Origin of the sequence: Blastococcus saxobsidens DD2, from assembly GCF_000284015.1 — a bacterium.
GTDB lineage: Bacteria > Actinomycetota > Actinomycetes > Mycobacteriales > Geodermatophilaceae > Blastococcus > Blastococcus saxobsidens_A.
Map to the genome: position 1 here is coordinate 1,563,762 of NC_016943.1, position 16,954 is coordinate 1,580,715.

Sequence of the window (16,954 nt, forward strand, 5' to 3'; positions counted from 1 at the left end):
TGCGCGCCGTGCAGCCTGATGATCAGAAGCTGCGGTGCAGTGCATCAGCCGCTTCGGGGCTGGCCGTGCCGCGGCCGAGGTAGACGTCCTGGGTCAGGCTGGGACGGCTGTGCCCGAGGTGGTCGGCGATCTGGCGTGCGGAGAGACCGGCATCGTCGAGACGGGTCGCCACGGTTTTGCGAAACGTGTGCGAGGTGACCCAAGGAAAGAGGATGTCCCGAGTTCCGTAGAACTTCGGTGGCGGCCCGTTGTGCGTCAGGCTGCGACGACCTCCTCATCATGCACGGCGGGTGTGACAGTTCCGGTGATCTCGGCGTCGAGCGCGGCGCGCAGCTTCGCCAGGTGCAGGTGGCCGTTGACCCGGCGGAACTGCTTGCCGGCCTCGACCATGCCGGCGGCGCACCAGCGCAGGGCCATCTGCCCGTCCCGCCAGCGCTTGACGTTGCGGGCGTGATCACGACAGATGGAGATCATCGACTCGATCGCGTTGGTCGAGCGCAGCGTGCGGGCCAGCGTGGGCGGCACCCCCAGGCGCAGCACGGTCAGCGTCTCGTGCAGGCCTTCGCGCAGGCTGGCAGCCGCGCTCGGGTGGGTCTTGTCCAGCTCCCGGGCCAGCCCGGTCAGCGCCGCCTCGGCCTCTAGCGCCGAGTCGGCGTGGTAGGCCGCGCGCATCTTTGTGCCGACCGGGCCGCGTAGCCGCTGCGGTAGTCGGTCCTGAACGTTTCGGATCTTGTGCAATTGGCAGCGCTGGATCACCGGGTGGTCGAAGACGTCGACCACGGCCTTGCGCAGCGCCTTCGCCCCGTCGATGCCGACCAGGATCGGCCGGCTCACGTCCAGCCCCCGATCGCGCAGGCCGACCAGCAGGTCGGTGACCACCGTGGCGTTCTCCGTCGCCCCCTCGACCAGGGCGAGGGGGTGCTTGACCCCCTCGGAGTCGATGCCCAGCGCGACGACGCAGCAGGATTCGCCGAAGTGCACCCCGTCGACCATCAGCGCGACCAGGTCCAATGCGGACAGGTCCGCGGCAAGCAGCTCGGCCAGGGCGGTCTCGGTCATCGCCACGAACTTCCGGGACACCGCCGACTTGCTCGTCGCCTTCGCCGCCGCGCTGACGTGGTCGCCGACCGGTTCCAGGCCAACCCGGTAGCGGCGGGTGGACAGGCCGGCCAGCATCCGCTCCATCGCCATCGACCCGAGGATCTCGGTGCCGCTGAACAGCTCGTAGGTGGGCACGGACAGCTCGCCGGAGCCGTCAGCGGCGCGCACCCGCGGACGGCTCACTGGCACCCGCCGCCCGCCCAGGGTCACCGACCCGCGCTCGGAGCCGTGCCGGACCGCGGTCCGACCGGCATCGTGCTTGCCCTTCGGCCCGGCCATCCCGGTCACGTCGGCCTCCATCAGCGCCTGCATCACCTGCAGGCCGGCGCCGACCGCGAGGGCGAGCAGGCCCTCACGCATCGTGCCGGCGATCTCGGCCATCGCCACATTCACCCGCTCCGGCACGACGACTCCGTCGCCGGTAGGCGTGTCGATCTTGTCCTTCTGGTACTTCTTGGTCACGGCGGTCCCCTGCTCGAAGTGGTGTCTTGGCGGACGCCCAACACCTACCTCACGGCCGGTGCGGGCGGGGGACCGGCCACCTCAACTTCTACGAGACCCGGGACAACCTCCAAGGAAAGCCGGCTCGGTCAAGAGCCTGGCGGAGATCGCCGCTGGTGTTGCTCGGGTCGCGTAGGAGACCCTTCCTGCTGGGGAAGACCACCTGCGGGTGGGATGCCCCGGGCGGATCGTTCAGGCGGCGCCGGAGGAGGTCGACCGTCTGCGGCGGCAGCGCGATGGTGCGCCGGCCGGCGTCGGACTTCGGTCGTTCCTGTATGAAGAGACCGCGTAGCCGATCGCGGGTCACGGTGCCGCCCACCGACAGTGTGCTCGCAGCGGAGTCGATGTCGGTCGGGCGGACGGCGCAGGCCTCGCCGATGCGCAGGCCGGTGCCGAGCATGAAGGCGACCAGGTCGGGGAGGTCCTGGAGCACCGCGGCAGGGTCATCGACCAGCCGTGCCAGCAGTTGGCGCGTCTCCTCGACGGTGAGCGACCGCGGGCGGCGGGAGCCGCGTGTCGCTCGGCGGGCCGGGGTCTCGCGGACGGGGTTCATCGGAAGCAGACCATGCCGGACAGCAAGACCGAGAATGCCCGAGACGACGCTTCGGGTGGACTTCGCGGCTGCGGGTCCGTGTGCCTGGCTGACCGAGGTCAGCAGACGGTCGATGACGGGAACGGTGACTTCGCGCAAGCGGAGCTCACCGAGCCTCGGAAGGACGTAGGACTCGCTGACGAAGCGGTACAGACGCTTCGTGCCGGCTGCCAGATCGCTGTCGTCGATGTCGGCCAGCCACTGGGCGGCCACGACGCTCAGGCGACTGTCGACCGGCACCGGGGGAGTGGCGCCCGTGGCACGGTCGCGCAGTGCCTCCCGCAGTCGTCGCTCCGCCTGCGCTCGGGTATCGCCGTAGCGGGTGACCAGTCGACGACGACCGTCGAGGTCGCGGAAGTACGTGCGGGCGCCGACGCGGTGCTTGCCGGACTCGAGGAAGTGGATCTGGCCGAAGGTCCCCACCGGCAGTGGCGGCCTTCCCATGTCAGCTCCTCCTCTCAAGTTCGCTCGGGCTCGGTGCCCGACCGTAAGGATCATCACGGCCGTCGGCATGCCGGGGCGCGAAGCTGCGCGTCTGGGGACAGCACGCCGGCCTGTGCATGACGGGTTGCGCCTAAAGCCGGGTGCAGGCTCCAGTCGTCCTCCGGTCGTGGGGAGAGCGGCCGTGGTGGGCTTGATCTCGAAACTGTCGGTGCCGATGGGCATAGTGGAGCCGTTCACCCCGGTGGACCATGATCGAGGGAGGGGAGTGGCGTGCCGGTTGTCGAGACGTTGTCCGTAGAAGAGGCGAGGCGTCGCCGCGCGGAGGTTCTCGCCTGCGTAGGCGGGGATGAGTCCGACCTGCGCGACCGCGCCGCCCGCTACATGCTCAATGCCGAGGAGCTTGCCGCCCTCACCGAGCTGAACGAGCTCGACTACCTCCTGTCTGAGTGACCACCGGGGACGCCCTCGTAGCGGAAGCGCAGCGGTTCGCTGCCGACCTCACCGCCACTGTTAAAGCCGTGGTGGGCGGCCATGTCGAGGCGTTCGGTGCCCGGGCGCTCCACCGTCAAGGCCTTGACCACGTAAGTGTTCGCCAGGAGCCTCGTACGGGGATTCCGCTCACTGTCGATGGAGCTCCGCTCCTGAACCTCACGGCTGAGTACTACTGCGTGTGGGACAGCCCAGGGCAGTACCTCGCTGTGGATGAGTCAGCCGTCAAGGTCTATGCCGGCGCCAAGGCCGCCGGCGAACCGCTGGTCCGTTACGAGTATCTACGTGCCGCGACGGGCGGCTGGCGCGGGGACAGCGACGAGCGACTGACCGAGGCCGGGCTCACGGTCGGTGACGCACTGTCCTGTGCAGCGCGGCGCAGCGCGCTGGTGCGGGGGCTTTTGTGGCGGTCGCACCTGACTGCTCTGGACTACTCGGCCACCGTGAACCGGCGCCTGTCGGCGGTCGTCGGGGCTGCCGGTGGGCAGGTGCTGCTCGACCAGCGAATCCGATCCCGGGGGAGCCATCATCAGAAGCTCGTCGTCATCCGCCACCGTCGGAATCCCCGCGACGACGTCGCGTTCGGCGGCGGCATCGACCTCGCACACAGCCGTGGTGACGACCACCAGCACGCCGGCGATCCGCAGACCACGGCGTTCAGCGCGCCCTACGGGCCATGCCCGGCTTGGCACGACGTGCAGGTGGAGCTGCGCGGGGCAACATCGCAGTGGAGCGGGTGACGGGAATCGAACCCGCACAGTCAGCTTGGAAGGCGCGGGCTCCTCGCGCCCTTGTGGCTGGTCAGAGGTGTCTCTGCCCCCGTCCGTGCCTCCTACATGCCTTTGTAGACGAGAAGGCGCGCGACGGTCATGGCCGCATCCGTCGGTGGGTCGGCCTCGAACCTTCAGACGTGCGGTCCCCACGGCTCTCCATTCAGCGCCGCGGAGGACTGGCGATCGGAGCGGCCGACAGCGTCCCGAAGCACGCAAGGCATGACGTTCGCTGAGTCGATCTCGAGGAGCATCGGTCTCCACGAACTGCAGGACGTCCGTGGGGTCGACCACCTCCTGAGCGATCGCCTTCATCGCGACTCCTTGGATCTCGGGGACTTGCTCCGGCGTTCGTCCGGGAACGCCCCCTTATGATCGCCCGGCAACAGTCAGCGCTGCCGCACCGGTCGTCCCGGATGCCGCCGGCGCGCTGGACCGGATGCGTCTGCGGGAACGTGGGCGCCGTGACGTGCTTTACGTCAGCGGTCACCGCAGCCGCGGTCTCCAGCTCGTGAATCGTTCGTCGTCTTCTCTCATGTGGGCGGCTCCCGGGCGGGGGGCGCAAGCGAGGGGCAGGCGCTCGGGTGCGTGCCATCGTGTCCCGCGTCCGTTGCTGGTGGCTCCTGCACCGCGGCTCCTACTACGGTTCCGCTATGCAAGACAGTCGCGTAGCCCGGGTCAATTCCGTGCAGTCCGTCGATCGAGCTGTATCGATCCTTCAGGTTCTTGCGCGCCGTGGCAGCGTCGGCGTCACCGAGATCGCCGGCGAGCTGGGCATGCACAAGTCGACCGCCTTTCGGCTCCTCGCCACCCTGGAGGCCCGCGGGCTGGTCGAGCAGAACGCCGAGCGCGGGAGGTATCAGCTCGGCTACGGGGTGGTGCAGTTGGCTGCGGGAGCGACGAAGTCCGCGGGACTCGCCCTGCTCGGACTCCCCATCTGCCGAGAGTTGGCGGAGACGGTGGGCGAGACGGTGAACGTGGCGGTGCACGACGGACGGTGGGTCGTCAGCGTCGACCAGGTGATCGGCGCCGCGGCCGTGACGACCGTGAACTGGGTGGGCCAGCGCAGCCCCATGCACGCCACGTCGGCCGGCAAGGTGTTCCTGGCGCACATGTCGCCGGACCAGCTGGACGCCGCGATCGCCGAGGACCTGGAGAGGTACACCCCGCACACCGTGGTGGACCAGGACGTCCTCAGGCATCAGCTCGCGATCGTCCGCGAACGGGGCTTCGCCTCTACCAGCGAGGAGCACGAGATGGGCCTGGCAGCCATCGCGGCTCCGGTCTGCTCCATAGACGGCGGTGTGGTCGCAGCCGTCACCGTCTCCGGGCCCACGTTCAGGGTCAACGAGGACACGATGCCCGGCCTGGCCAAGCACGTGATCGCGGCGGCCGGCGAGATCTCGCAGCGCAACGGCCATCCCAAGCGCGGCTGACCGGCCGGTACGCCTTCCTTCTCCGCTCGGCCGCCCCGGGCACCGGCCCGGTCAACCACGCGGACGGGTGGGTCAGGCGTCGATCCGCAGGTCACTCAGCGGCTTCGAGCAGCAGATGAGCAGCTTGTCCTGCGCGATCTCACGCGGCCGGATCCCGCCCTGGTGCTGCATGTCCACGGTGCCGGAGAGGATGGTCGTCTTGCATGTGCCACACATGCCCTGACCGCAGGACGACGGAGGGGTCAAGCCGGCTCCGTACGCCGCGTCGAGGACGTTCTCGTCGGCACCGCAGCGGAACGTGCGACCGCTACGGACGAACTCGACGGAGAAGGTCGCCATCTGCGCTCCAGCACTCGGCGGCTGGGATTCGTCCCCACCATGGGTCTCGACGGGCGCGGAGCGGTCCTCGCCCGTCAGATCCTCGAACGAGAAGGACTCCTCGTGGTACCGCGCCATGTCGAAGCCGGCCGCGACGAGCATCCGGCGGACCGCGGCCATGTACGGGGAGGGTCCGCAGCAGAACACGTCGCGCTCGTGGAGGTCAGGCGCGAGCACCCGCAACATCTCGTCGCTCAGGAAGCCCCGCAGGCCGACCCACGGCTCCCGAGGGGAGTCCCGTTCGCAGACGTGGCCGACGCGGATCGTCGGCGCCACGCTCGCCATCACGTCGAGCTCGCGCTGGAAGATGATGTCGGACGGGGTCCGCGCACTGTGCACGAAGAGGATGTCGATGTCCGAGCCCAGGTCGTACAGGGTGCGCGTCATGGACATCAGCGGGGTGATGCCGCTGCCGGCCGACAGGAACAGGTACTTGCCTGCGGGATGGCGGGCGGCCGAGAAGCGCCCGAACGGTCCGTCGGCCGTGATGCGCTGCCCAGGGCGCATGGTGTCGTGCAACCAGTTGGACACGAGTCCTCCGGGCTGCCGCTTGACCGTGATGCCGATCAGATGGGGCCGCGTGGGCGGCGTGGAGATGGTGTAGCACCGGTCCACCTCGCGGCCGCCGATCTGCAGGCGCAGGGTGATGAACTGGCCGGGGTCGAAGTGAAACAGCGCAGGGTGCTCGGACTCGAAGAGGAACGTCTTCACGTCGTGGGTGATGTCCAGGACCCGGCGGCACACCAGCGGGTAGTTGTCCGACTCTCCCCAGACCGGGAGTGCGGACGGGTGGGCCGTCATGCCGACGTGTACCTCAGCGGGGCACGGCACCGGGACAGCGTCCAGTACCGCCACGGAACTGGTGGGCGCGGTCATCGTCAAGCCTCTCGAGGTCGTGCTGGGACGCCGGTTCGGTCAGCCGGCGGGCTGGTTGTGGAGGGCCTGCGAAAGCCCTGTCCGGGCCGTCTCGTGGCGGTTCCTCATGACGTCGGCTCAGAGGGCCCGGGCGCGATCCCGCCCCCGCTGGAGTGCTGACTCGATGCGGCCGGCCGCGAGCCCCACCTGGTCGGCCGCCTGTGTGGCCCGGTGCCCGGACAGCCGCTGGGTGGGGCCGCTGACGGTCAGGACGCCGACGAGCTCCTCCGCCGGCCCGTAGATGCCCGTCGCGACGCCCGACAAGCCCTCTTCCGCCTCGTCGATGCAGAGGGCGTGCCCGCGGTCGCGTACGCGGCGGAGGTCCACGCGCAGCTCGGTGGCCGTCGCGATCGTCGACGGGGTGAGACGTTCGAGCGGCTCGCGGAGGAAGTGCTCGAGCTGCTCGTCGTCGAAGGTGGCGAGCAGCACCTTCCCGCTCGCGCTCGCGTGCAGGGGGAACCGCTGCCCGACCCACGACTGCGGGCGAAGATGATGGGGTGCATCGACCTGGTGCACGAGGTCCAGCCCTCCGTCGGGGGCCACCACACTCAGCGTCCCGGTCTCCTTGACCGCGGCCACGAGATCGCCGAGGACCGGCCGGGCTGCCTCCAGGAGCACGAGTGATGCGTCGCTGCCCCGCGCGAGGCGCAGCAGTTCCGGCCCGATCAGCACCCGGTCGTCCCCCGCGACCCGCAGCAGGAAGCCCTCCTGTTCCAGTGTCTGGATCATCCGCAGCGCCGTGGCCCGGGGGAGCCCCGCCGCCCGAGCCAGCGACGAGACGTTCGCCCCGGGGTCGTCAGCGGTGGCGCGGAGGAGTGTGATCGCCTTCCTGACCGACTGGTTCAGCTTGGCTCCGTCGTCGCCAGCCGTCGCACGGCCACGGGGTACCGGCCCCAGCAGGGCCGACGGCCTCGCCCGGCCTTCCGTCTCGTCCATGCCCACCTCTCCGGTTCTGCGGTCTCGATCGTCGACCTGGCCTAGCGGGACAGGTGAGCGGCCAGCCGGGAGATGTACCAGTTGACGAAGGCCTCGACGTCACCTTCGACCGTCGAGTACGGGCCCGGCTGGTAGCCGGGGTCCGTGACGCCCTTCTGGGTGCGCGCCACCAGGGTCCCGTCCTGCTCGTTGGTCGCCTGCCAGACCTTGGTCAGGGTCGCCACGTCATAGTCCACGCCCTCCACCGCGTCCGGGTGCACCAGCCAGGTGGTACGCAGGAAGGTGGTGCTCGGGCCGAGCGGGAGCACCGAGAACACGACCGTGTGGTCGGCCAGCAGGTGGAACCACGAGTTCGGTTGCATGTGGATTGACAAGTCGCCGAACCGGTCCGTGGTCATGGATCCCATGAGCCTGCTGCACAGCGATTCGCCGTCGGTGTTGAACGACTTGCCCGCGCCGTCGAGCGGGGCATGGGAGAGCTGGAATCCGGTGGCGCGGGTGTCCAGTTCCCGCAGCCCCTCGACGGGGAAGCCCCGCCGGACGCACGCCGTCTGGAGATCCGCGGCGGCCTTGGTGAAGCGCTCGAAGACCGGGCGCAGGCGTGGCGGAACGTCCTCAGCGGTGTAGCCGAACAAGGGGAAATAGGCGCTCAGCAGCTCGGGGTGCCCGTCGCAGTGGTAGCACTCACGGTTGTTCTCCATGACGAGCTTCCAGTTGCCGCTCTCCACGAGGTCGACCTGATGCGCCACCTTGGCCTGGCGCAGCCCGTACGGGGTGAGGAAGTGTTCGACGCGGGCGGCCACCTCGTCGAAATCGGCCGGCGGATCGTCCGCGAGACACAGGAAGACGAGACCTCCGACGCTGCGGACGTGGACCGGCTTGAGGCTGAAACAGCTGCGGTCGAACGTTGCCGGCTGGTTGTCGGCGTGCATCAGGCGTCCGTCGACTCCGTACGTCCAGTGGTGGTACGGGCAGACCAGGTTGCCGACACTGCCCTGCGGCTCGTCGAGGAGACGCGATCCCCGGTGCCGGCACACGTTGTGGAAGGCCCGTACGTCTTCGTCGTCGTCCCGCACGACGATGACCGAGTAGCGGCCGACCTCGACGGTGACGTAGTCACCGGGTTCGGGCAGTTCGGCCTCCGTGGCGGCGAAGATCCAGTGCCTGGCGAAGATGGCGTCCACGTCCAGGTCGAAGAACTCCTGGCTCGTGTAGAAGGGCGCCTCCAGGCTGTATCCAGGAACGCGAGCGTTCACCAGATCGATCAAGCCGTGGGCATCCGTCGGGCGCTCGAGCTGCACCGTCATGGTGCGCCTCCAGGGATGGCGGGAACGGCTCGCCGGCGGGGACGAGCCGTCAGTGCGGGCACGGCTCCAGGTGCTCGGCGCGACGAATGCCCAGGCCGTGATCATCTAGTGGGCGGGGGTGTCCACTAGATGATGTGATATCTATCACGCTGCCGCACCGGGGTCAAGGTGCGCTGGGAAGAGGCAGGTGTCAGGCGCCGGACAGCTGGTCATCGTGCGGCGCACGGCTGAGCTGCTCCACGCCCTCGTCCGTCACCAGGATCTGCTCCTCCAGCTTGAGTCCCTCGTCATCCCCTTCTGCGCCCATGTAGGCCTCGACGCTGAAGACCATCCCGGCCTCGATCTCGCCGGCGTGGTGGTCCTCGAAGCGGATGACCGGGTACTCGTCGCTGAGGCCGCTGCCGTGAGCGATGAACGGATACCGCTGGGCGCGATAGGCCGGCGGAAGGCGGCGGCCGAGCTTCTGCCCCACGTCGTCGAAGGCGGCCCCGGGCCTCAGCTCGCCGATGATCTCGCTCAGGAAGGTCTCTGCATCGGCGTAGAGCCGTAGTTGCCGCGCGGTGGGCTTCGTGCTGCCGACTAGGTACGTGCGGGACACATCGGCGAGGTAGCCGGCCGGGCCGATGAGGTCGGTGTCGAACGACACCAGGTCGCCGGATCGGATGCGTCTGTCCCCGGCCTCGCGGAACCAGGGGTTCGTCCGGGGTCCTGACGACAGCAAGCGCGCTTCCACGTACTCGCCACCGAGCGCGAACGCGCGGCCGGTGAACTCGCCCCACGCCTCGTTCTCCGTCATACCGGGCCGGAGGACGTGGTGCAGGTGGGTGACCGCCTCGTCGCAGGCGCTGACCGATCGCCGGATGAGCTCGATCTCCGCCGCACCCTTTCTGGCGCGCGCCTCCTCCATGGCGAGCTGTGCCGGCCGGAGGTGGAGGCCGGCCTCCTGCAGGGCCAGGAACCCATACGTGTCCAGTCGGTCCACGCCGATCCGGGCGTCCCGGATCGCCCACTCCTGCAGCACGCGGGCCACCTCGGCGGCGAATCGCGCGGCTCGGTCATGGGCCCGATCCCCGGACCCGAAGGCGGACCAACTCGTCGCCGTCCGCGTCTCGAGATGCGGATACGGCGACACGAGGTCGGCCGGCGCGGAGGCGTACTCCCACAGGACCGGCTGGCCCTCGGCCGGTACCAGCATGTAGCGGTCGATCATGTGCAGCGTCCAGACCGGCATGGTGGACGTCCCTGTCACGTACCTGATGTTGACGGGATCGGCCAGCAGCGCGGCTGCCAGATCATGCCGGTGCAGCGAGTCGCGGGTCCGCGCGATCGCATGCTCGACGGCCCCTCGGACGAGCGTGACGTCGACCTCAAGTCGCGTCTCCCGCGTCTGGCCCGAGGCGACCGACCGAGGAGTGTCGTACCTCGGTCCGCCGGACGTGCGCGACGCCGTTCCCGTCACCCTCGCCATCGGTGGCACTCCTCGTGTCGACTGACCGTGTAGCACTGACGAGTGCACTAGCGACGTCGAGGGGCACCGTCCAGCCGGGACGTTGCCCCTCGACGCGCACCGGCGGAGGTCTCGGATCAGCTGGACGGCTGAGGCTGCTTCGACTGGCGGGCGTCAGCGGCCACGCCGTTGCCTGCACCGTCCGGGGCCGGTTGCTGGACGACGTTCGCCGGCAGCTCCTGGACGGTGTTCGGTCGCATCTCGGCGATCACGGTGCGCACCCCCGGCGGAACGGTGGTCACCACCGGCTCGTCGCGCAGCTGCTTGACCAGGCTGTAGCAGACGCCGAGCATGACGACCAGGAACGGCACCCCGAACACGATCACGGTGGTCTGGATCGCGTCCAGGCCTCCGGCGAGCAGCAGGGCGATCGCGACCGCGCCGATCATCGATCCCCAGGTGACGACCAGCCAGGTCCGGGGGTGGAGCGATCCGCCCTGCGAGAGCATGCCGAGCACGAGGGACGCGGCGTCCGCTCCGGCGACGTAGAAGAGCATGATCAGGACGACCACCAGCACCGCGACCACCGTCGAGAGCGGCATCGCATCGAGCATCGTGAAGAGCGTGTTCTCCACGCCACTGCTCAGCGACGCAGCCATGTCGGTGACTCCGGTGAGCTCGAACCGGATGGCGGTGCCACCCATCACGACGAACCACACGGTGCTGACGAGTGTCGGCACGATCAACACGCAGATCACGAACTCGCGGATGGTCCGACCTCGCGAGATCCGCGCCATGAAGGTGCCCACGAACGGCGCCCACGACAGCCACCACGCCCAGTAGAAGATCGTCCAGCCGGCCAGCCATTCGCCGCCGCCGGACGCGCCCGTGCGGAACGACATGGGCACGACCTGAGCCAGGTAGCCGCCGAAGGACTCGACCAACGTGTTCAGCAGGAAGATCGTGGGTCCGAAGGCGAAGACGAAAATCAGCAAGCCGACGGCCAACCCGGCGTTGATGTTGGCCATCCATTTGACGCCCCGCTCCGTCCCGCTGACCGCCGAGAGCACGAAGAGCGCGGTCAGCACGACGATGACCACGATGGAGACGGTGTTGCTGGTGGGTGCGTCGAACACCCGTGTCAGCCCGCTGTTGATCTGGATCGCACCGAGACCGAGCGACGTGGCGGCTCCGAAGGTGGTGATGAAGAGTCCGAAGATGTCGACGGCCCGGCGGGCGGGGTGCGACGGGTCCTTCCGCGGGAACACGATAGAGCTGAGCAGGTTGGGCAGGCCCTTCCGGAACGTCGCGTAGGCCAGGGCGAGGCCGACGACGCCGTAGAGCGCCCACGGGTGCAGTCCCCAGTGGAAGATCGTGTACTCGAGACCGAGCTCCGCGGACTCGGGGGTCCCGGGTTCGGCCATGTCCATCGGCGGCGTGAGCAGGTGGGACAGCGGCTCGGCGACGCCCCAGAAGATAAGCCCGATCCCCATCCCGGTGGCGAACATCATGGAGATCCACGAGAAGGTGCTGAACTCGGGCCGTTCGTCGTCGCGACCGAGCCGGATCCGCCCGTACCGCGAGAGCGCGAGCATGAGCATCAGCAGCACGAAACCGGCGGTGACGGCCACGTACACCCAGCCGGTGGCGTCGATCATCCGGTCCAGGACCGCCGACGCCGTCGCGGCCAGCGAGGTGGGCGAGATGACGCCCCAGAGCACGAAGGCCAGGGTGAGGGCCATCCCGGCGATGAAGACGGTTCTGTCGACCGGCCGGTCCACGTCGGCGGCCCGCGGATGCGTCCGGTCGTCATTGGGTGCGGCGTGGACGAAGCGCCGGGTGACCACGAACGTCTCCTCGACCGCCACGTCACCGTCGGCGCTTCCGGGAGACAGTCGGTGGTCACCAGCACCGGCGGGGGGCTCGGGCTGGGGATCTTCGGGGCTCATGGCACACCTCTCGTTGCGCACAGCGCTTCGGTATCGCCACACGAAACAGTGTGATCTGGACCACTGTCAACGGCCACTTGCGGAGCCGTACGGTGACGCCGCGTTCCGGCGCGCCGGTCGATCGGACGAGCCGCCCTGACGGGATTCCGTCCTCCGACCGGGCGATCCGGCCAGCGTCTGCGGGGAGGCGTCGGTCCCCGGCCTCAGGTCCGCGAACCGGGCAGCTTTCCCCCGGTCGGCCGGGGCCCGGGGGCAGGGAGCTGTCCGAGCATGTACGCGGCGGCGTCGTCGATCTTGATGCGCCACCGGTGCACCGCTGCGTCGGCGTCCCCGGAGTCGATGGCCTCGAAGAGGGCGCGGTCGTCACGCACCATGGCATCGATCGGATAGGCGTAATCGAGCCCCATCACGGCGATGAACATGCGCAGGTGGTCGGCCAGGACCTCCAGCATGGGCGCGATGCGCACCAGCCCGGAGGCGTGGGCGAGGGCGTCCTGGAACGCGATGTCCGCGTCGCCGGTCCGGTGCACGTTTCCGGTGACGGCGCACCGCTCCAGCGCGTCCAGCGACTCCGCGACCGACTGCCGCTTCTGTGGGGACCACCGGACGGCGGCCCGGATCACCAGGGCTCCCAGCGCGCGCCGCGCGGCGTACGTCTCGACGACGTCGTTCGTCGTCAGGACGGGGACCACCGCCGCGTGCCCCGTCGTGATCGTGAGCAGCCCGTCCCGCTCCAGGAGCCGCATTGCCGTCCTCACCTGGGCTCGCGTCGTCCGCAGCCGACCCGACAGGTACCTCTCGGTGACGCGGTCTCCACCGGCGAGCCGACCTTCCGCGATGCCCTGCCGGATCGTCAGGACGACCTCGTCGGCGAGAGCTCGTTCCGGCCCCAGGTGACGGACCGCGGCTCGCATCGCGGGGCCGCGGCTGCTTCCGGCCGGCGTGGGGGGACGCACCCATGTGAACGCGTGGCGGGGCGTGCGCGCCCACGTGCGCAGCCCGGCCTCCAGCTGCAGTGCCGCGGCGGGAGAGAGTAGCGGCCCCCGATCGAGCAGGAAAGGGAAGAGGGACAGCCACTCGTGGGCGTCCCGGCACACCCCGCCAACCGACACCTCGGCCGGTACGGGAGCCGCGTCGGAGGCGAGAGCCATCACGGTTGCGTCGGGGTCCGCCGCATTCCTCACCTCCTCCCAGAACGCCCGGGGGGCGGCGGCGGGAGTCGCCGGAAGCTCCGGGCGGACGAGATCGGCGGCGAGGAGAGTGCGCAGTGACCGGTGCACCGCCGGGTCGCCCCGTGTCGGCGGGTCAGGGGTCTCCTGCCGCGTGACGGGTGTGAGCTGGAAGGCCACGACGGCGGCCTCCGACGTCACCAGGAGGCCGAGGATCGCCGGCTGCCGCCCGATCATCGCGGCGGTCAGGTCGTCGCCGAGCGGGGTGCCGGACCGCATCTCCTCCCATGCGCGTGCCACGAAGGACTGGCTGACGCCCAGGGCCTCCGCGATCGAGCGACTGGACCACTTGGTGGTGGGCATCCAGAGCGGCGCGGTGAGAGCGGCCCGCCTCAGCTCCTGCGTCGACCGGCGGCGGTGAGCGGGCCGGCTCAGCTGCGCCGCGCCGCCGGTGCGGTAGCGCTGAGCCCACTTGGCGGCGGTCTGCCGGGTGACGCCGTGTTCCCTGGCGGCGCGCGTGGGCCCGAGTGACAACACGTCCCGCACCAGTCGTGCCCGCAGACGTACCGCCTCGTCGGCGTCTCGCGACAGGTCCTCGAGCTGGGGATCGCTCACCTGGCTCCTCGCACGTGGGTGCACAGTCCGACTCATCGACTCGAACGCGGTGTGAGTCCGGGCACGGTACTACCGGACCACCGGCCGCCGCTGCACTCTTCGTCGGGACGGGACCGAGGAAGGCCGTGAAGACGCCACCGGCCGCCGCTGCTCATGGAGGCACCCATGCAGTCCGCTGACCCGCTGATGAGTCCGTTCACGCTGAAGAACATCACGCTTCGCAACCGGATCGTCAGCACCTCTCACGAACCCGCGTACAGCGAGGACGGGCTGCCGGGGGACCGGTACCGGGCCTACCACGTCGAGAAAGCGCGAGGTGGGGTCGGACTGACCATGATCGGTGGCAGCGCCATCGTCAGCCCGGAGAGCGCACCTGCCTTCGGCAACCTCCAGCTGTTCAAGGACGAAGCGGTCCCGCTGCTCCGTCGCCTCACGGACGAGGTGCACGGGCACGGGGCTGCCGTCATGACCCAGCTGACCCATCTCGGTCACCGGACCAGCAACTACACCGACGACTGGCTGCCGGCTCTGTCCGTCAGTGCTCTGCGCGAATCGGCGCACCGGGCGTTCACGCGGCCGGCGGACAGGTGGGACCTCGAGCGCATCGTCCGCGATTTCGCCGACACGGCCGTGCGATGCCAGGAAGGAGGACTGGACGGCATCGAGCTCATGGCGTACGGGCACCTGCTGGACGCCTTCTGGACGCCGGTCCGGAACCGTCGCGACGACGAGTACGGCGGATCGTTCGAGAACCGCATGCGCTTCCCGCTCCAGGTGGTCCGTGCCATCCGCGCCGCCGTCGGCGAGGAGTTCGTCGTCGGCGTCCGCATGACCTTCGATGAGGGCCGCAGCGACGGTCTGCGGACCGACGAAGCCCTGCGGATCGCGCACGCGCTGACCGCCGCAGGCATCGACTTCTTCAGCGTGATCAAGGGTTTTATGGATACCGACGCCGGCCTGGCGCGGATGATCCCGCCGATGGGCACGCCGGCAGCACCACACCTCGCGTTCACCGGCTGGGTGAAGGAGAACGTCGACGTACCGGTCATGCACGCGGCCAAGATCGGGGATGTGGCCACCGCGCGGTACGCGATCACGGAGGGCCTCGTCGACCTGGTCGGGATGACCCGGGCGTTGATGGCGGACCCGCATCTGCCGAACAAGGTCGCCGCACGGCAGACCGACCGGATCCGCCCCTGTGTCGGCGCGAACATGTGCATCGACAGCATCTACAGCTCCGGGGCCGCCTACTGCGTCCACAATCCGGCGACCGGCCGGGAACTGCGCCTCCCGCAGACGGTCCGCAAGGCGGCCGAGCCGAAGAAGGTCGCCGTCGTCGGCGGGGGACCCGCAGGGCTGGAGGCCGCTCGGACCCTCGCCGAACGCGGGCACGAGGTCGTCCTCTTAGAGGCGAATCCGAGTCTGGGCGGCCAGATCGCCCTCGCGGCGAAGTCCCCGCGGCGACGTGACCTGGTCGGGATCGTGGACTGGCGGATCGCCGAGTGCAAACGGCTCGGTGTCGACCTCGAGCTCAACCACTTCGTCGAACCGGACGAACTGACCCACGGGGACTTCCGCGTCATCGTCGTCGCCACCGGTGGCCTGCCGGACGTGGACGTCGCCGAGGGCAGCCACCTGGCGATCGACACCTGGGACGTCATGTCCGGAGCGGTCAAGCCCACCGGCGACGTGCTGGTCTACGACGACCACGGCGGCCACCAGGCACTCGACGCCATCGAGATCCTGGCGCCGGCCGCGGCATCGGTCGGGCTGATCACGCCCGAGCGGACCATCTCACCCGACGTCGGTGCGCTGACGATGGCCGGGTACCTGCAGATGCTGGCCGAGCACGACGTGACCATGACGCCTGCTCATCGTCTGATCCGTGTCGAGAGATCCGACGGACGACTCAAGGCGACGTTCGCCGTGGACGGCGCCCGCCGCGCGATCGAGCGGTACGCCGACACGATCGTCATCGAGCACGGAACGCTACCTGTGACCGACCTCTACGACGCACTTGTGGACGCGTCGATCAACAGCGGCGAGATCGACACCAGGGAGCTCGTGACGCTGTCGCCTCAGTCGCCGATCCACAACCAAGACGGACGGTTCCGCCTGTATCGCGTGGGCGACGCGGTGAGCAGCCGTAACATCCACGCCGCCGTGCTGGACTCCTTCCGCCTCTGCAGTGCGATCTGACCGTCGGCGCGGCGAGTGCTGGCCCGGTAGCGCGACGGGGAGATGCCGTTACCCCAGAACACAGGTCGAGATCATGCAGAGGACGGCATGCGGGGCAACGCCGCAGGTCGGCTGCGGAGGCTGTCGTGTCGCGTCGGAGCGATTCCCGGCGGGATGGGGGCAGGGATACCGACGGCGAGACGGCGGGACCTCGTCGCACCAACCAGCCGTGGGTCGCTGACCGTCGTCGGGCGGCGCCCCGGGCGGTGCTGCGCATGGAGTACCGACGCACCCTCCACCGCAGTGTCCTGCACGAGTTCGTCGATCGGCTCGTGGACCGTCGGCCGCTGAGACGACGCCGGCCCGCGCGGGGGGTACCGGGTGGGCCGCAGGGGCCGGTGGTCAGGCGAGGGAGAGGGACAGCTTCTCGAGCCGAGCGCGGTCGAGGGCGTCGCCGTTCTCGCCGGCGGTGATGCACTGCTCGAGGCCGGTGGCGATGATGGCGAACCCGGCCTTGTCGAGCGCCCGGGAGACGGCGGCCACCTGCGTGACGACGTCCTCGCAGTCCCGCCCCGCTTCGAGCATGCGGATCACACCCGCGAGCTGTCCCTCGGCGCGCCGGAGCCGCCTGATGACGTCGCCGACGACTTCGGTGTTCTCGAGCCGCATGTCCCTCATCCTCTCCCGCCGCCGGGCGTCATACCCCGGCGGGTACTGCGTCATCGAG

At 69.6% G+C, this 16,954-nt stretch carries 14 protein-coding genes; 4 read left to right on the top strand and 10 right to left on the bottom strand.

Annotated elements, in window-relative coordinates; genetic code table 11:
- Positions 1–22: 22 nt before the first annotated feature.
- From BLASA_RS26550 to BLASA_RS07385, 3 genes are all read right to left on the bottom strand, one after another.
- The gene (locus BLASA_RS26550) at positions 23–259 is read right to left on the bottom strand and encodes a tyrosine-type recombinase/integrase (RefSeq protein ID WP_083877960.1); all 237 of its coding nucleotides are present in this window, start codon (positions 257–259) and stop codon (positions 23–25) included.
- Complete coding sequence (locus tag BLASA_RS07380) at positions 256–1,563, bottom strand: IS256-like element ISBsa1 family transposase (protein WP_014374930.1); 1,308 nt, start codon at positions 1,561–1,563, stop codon at positions 256–258. The genes BLASA_RS26550 and BLASA_RS07380 overlap by 4 nt, the downstream gene beginning before the upstream one ends.
- 88 nt (positions 1,564–1,651) lie before the next feature.
- Positions 1,652–2,638, bottom strand: a complete 987-nt coding sequence (locus tag BLASA_RS07385; RefSeq protein ID WP_014375448.1) for a site-specific integrase — start codon at positions 2,636–2,638, stop codon at positions 1,652–1,654.
- A 270-nt stretch (positions 2,639–2,908) separates the two neighbouring features.
- Between BLASA_RS07385 and BLASA_RS07390 the strand changes: the two genes are divergently transcribed.
- The 3 genes from BLASA_RS07390 (at position 2,909) to BLASA_RS07400 (ending at position 5,333) form a co-directional block, all read left to right on the top strand.
- Positions 2,909–3,088 (top strand): hypothetical protein, encoded by a 180-nt coding sequence (locus BLASA_RS07390; protein WP_014375449.1) that lies wholly within the window; start codon positions 2,909–2,911, stop codon positions 3,086–3,088.
- Positions 3,085–3,867: a phospholipase gene (locus BLASA_RS07395; RefSeq protein ID WP_014375450.1), complete on the top strand. Its 783-nt coding sequence runs from the start codon at positions 3,085–3,087 to the stop codon at positions 3,865–3,867. Before BLASA_RS07390 ends, BLASA_RS07395 begins: the two co-directional genes overlap by 4 nt.
- Positions 3,868–4,583: 716 nt before the next feature.
- Entirely contained in the window at positions 4,584–5,333 is a 750-nt protein-coding gene (locus BLASA_RS07400) for an IclR family transcriptional regulator (RefSeq protein ID WP_041775665.1), read from the top strand.
- A 72-nt stretch (positions 5,334–5,405) separates the two neighbouring features.
- Here BLASA_RS07400 and BLASA_RS07405 read toward each other — a convergent pair whose 3' ends face one another.
- The 6 genes from BLASA_RS07405 to BLASA_RS07430 form a co-directional block, all read right to left on the bottom strand.
- On the bottom strand, positions 5,406–6,512 hold the full coding sequence (locus BLASA_RS07405; protein ID WP_051004888.1) for a hybrid-cluster NAD(P)-dependent oxidoreductase: 1,107 nt from the start codon (positions 6,510–6,512) through the stop codon (positions 5,406–5,408).
- Positions 6,513–6,704: 192 nt separating this feature from the next.
- A complete protein-coding gene (locus BLASA_RS07410; RefSeq protein ID WP_014375454.1) occupies positions 6,705–7,562 on the bottom strand; it encodes an IclR family transcriptional regulator in 858 nt (285 codons plus the stop codon).
- Between the two features lie 41 nt (positions 7,563–7,603).
- Positions 7,604–8,869 carry an aromatic ring-hydroxylating oxygenase subunit alpha gene (locus tag BLASA_RS07415; protein WP_014375455.1) on the bottom strand — a complete coding sequence of 422 codons (1,266 nt, stop codon included), beginning with the start codon at positions 8,867–8,869 and terminating at the stop codon, positions 7,604–7,606.
- Positions 8,870–9,059: 190 nt separating this feature from the next.
- Positions 9,060–10,337 carry a M24 family metallopeptidase gene (locus tag BLASA_RS07420; RefSeq protein ID WP_014375457.1) on the bottom strand — a complete coding sequence of 426 codons (1,278 nt, stop codon included), beginning with the start codon at positions 10,335–10,337 and terminating at the stop codon, positions 9,060–9,062.
- Positions 10,338–10,453: 116 nt separating this feature from the next.
- Positions 10,454–12,265 carry a BCCT family transporter gene (locus BLASA_RS07425; protein ID WP_014375458.1) on the bottom strand — a complete coding sequence of 604 codons (1,812 nt, stop codon included), beginning with the start codon at positions 12,263–12,265 and terminating at the stop codon, positions 10,454–10,456.
- A 203-nt stretch (positions 12,266–12,468) separates the two neighbouring features.
- Positions 12,469–14,049, bottom strand: coding sequence for an FCD domain-containing protein (locus BLASA_RS07430; protein ID WP_014375459.1), 1,581 nt, complete (start codon positions 14,047–14,049; stop codon positions 12,469–12,471).
- Positions 14,050–14,214: 165 nt separating this feature from the next.
- Here BLASA_RS07430 and BLASA_RS07435 point away from each other — a divergent pair, with 165 nt between their 5' ends.
- Complete coding sequence (locus BLASA_RS07435; protein ID WP_014375460.1) at positions 14,215–16,248, top strand: NADH:flavin oxidoreductase; 2,034 nt, start codon at positions 14,215–14,217, stop codon at positions 16,246–16,248.
- Positions 16,249–16,629: 381 nt separating this feature from the next.
- On the opposite strand, the gene BLASA_RS07440 is transcribed toward BLASA_RS07435, so the two are convergent.
- Positions 16,630–16,896 carry a metal-sensitive transcriptional regulator gene (locus tag BLASA_RS07440; RefSeq protein WP_014375461.1) on the bottom strand — a complete coding sequence of 89 codons (267 nt, stop codon included), beginning with the start codon at positions 16,894–16,896 and terminating at the stop codon, positions 16,630–16,632.
- Positions 16,897–16,954: the final 58 nt, after the last annotated feature.

Coding starts and splice junctions, on each gene's coding strand:
- BLASA_RS07405 (WP_051004888.1), bottom strand. CDS start 6,512: ATGACGGCCCACCCGTCCGCACTCCCGGTCTGGGGAGAGTCGGACAAC.
- BLASA_RS07410 (WP_014375454.1), bottom strand. CDS start 7,562: ATGGACGAGACGGAAGGCCGGGCGAGGCCGTCGGCCCTGCTGGGGCCG.
- BLASA_RS07385 (WP_014375448.1), bottom strand. CDS start 2,638: ATGGGAAGGCCGCCACTGCCGGTGGGGACCTTCGGCCAGATCCACTTC.
- BLASA_RS07425 (WP_014375458.1), bottom strand. CDS start 12,265: ATGAGCCCCGAAGATCCCCAGCCCGAGCCCCCCGCCGGTGCTGGTGAC.
- BLASA_RS07440 (WP_014375461.1), bottom strand. CDS start 16,896: ATGCGGCTCGAGAACACCGAAGTCGTCGGCGACGTCATCAGGCGGCTC.
- BLASA_RS07435 (WP_014375460.1), top strand. CDS start 14,215: ATGCAGTCCGCTGACCCGCTGATGAGTCCGTTCACGCTGAAGAACATC.
- BLASA_RS07420 (WP_014375457.1), bottom strand. CDS start 10,337: ATGGCGAGGGTGACGGGAACGGCGTCGCGCACGTCCGGCGGACCGAGG.
- BLASA_RS07415 (WP_014375455.1), bottom strand. CDS start 8,869: ATGACGGTGCAGCTCGAGCGCCCGACGGATGCCCACGGCTTGATCGAT.